This window comes from Mycoplasma enhydrae (genome assembly GCF_025779955.1).
Lineage (GTDB): Bacteria > Bacillota_I > Bacilli_A > Mycoplasmatales > Metamycoplasmataceae > Metamycoplasma > Metamycoplasma enhydrae.
Genome location: NZ_JAOXHI010000021.1, coordinates 1 through 791, shown reverse-complemented (window position 1 = coordinate 791; position 791 = coordinate 1). Strand labels below are relative to the sequence as shown.

Here is a 791-nt window from a genome sequence, read left to right as displayed (position 1 = left end):
CAGCAATGTATTCAGCTGACCAGTACTAATAAATTGATTGGTTTAATAGTGATTCTATAGAAGTAATCTAAATTATTTATCGATATTCAGTTTTCAGAGAACAAATTAAGCGATGAGCCGCAAAAAACTTAAATCCTTAAATGGATTTTTTTATTTGTTTTTTCAAAAAATCATTAAACTAAAAAAAGGTTATAAAATTTAGTTATTAATGAGGTTTAAAATATGGATATTAAAAAATATAGAAAAATTTTTTTCAGTTTTAGTTTATTATTGGATGTTGTATTTGTTTTATCATTGTTTTTTATTCTAGTTTATATTACTTGAGTAAATAAATACAATAGTGAACTTGAAAAGTCAACCTTGTTGCCAAAATTAATGAAAGAACGTATTAATTGAAAACAAATTTATCTTATTTCATTTTCTTTAATTTATTTATAATTCTTAATGTTGCAAATAGCAAAAATAGCCATTCTTATCAAGAACAAAAACAGTTTTATTAAAAGTTTATTTTCATTATTTTTCATTAATAAACTAAATTTAATTAATGAAGATTCAAAAGTTAATAAGACCAATTTTATTTCTTTATTTGTTGTCTTAAATTTAGCTCTAATTTCAATTTTTCTATCTTCTGTTTTTAATATTATTTCAGATTGAATACATTGAAGTAAACATATCCCCTATTAGTGGACTACCACAAATGGAGGATATGTTTTTTATTATGAAAAAATATAAGACAAGAATATTTTTATACAAGTTGTGTATGAGAGTGCTTACTGGAGAAAAAATTCCAG

The 791-nt window shown here is 22.0% G+C and carries 2 protein-coding genes; both read left to right on the top strand.

What is annotated here, in order from left to right:
* The first annotated feature begins 222 nt into the window (after window positions 1-222).
* Entirely contained in the window at window positions 223-438 is a 216-nt protein-coding gene (locus tag OF364_RS02995; protein ID WP_263774130.1) for a hypothetical protein, read from the top strand.
* 6 nt (window positions 439-444) lie between these two features.
* Complete coding sequence (locus OF364_RS02990; protein WP_263774129.1) at window positions 445-684, top strand: hypothetical protein; 240 nt, start codon at window positions 445-447, stop codon at window positions 682-684.
* Window positions 685-791: the final 107 nt, after the last annotated feature.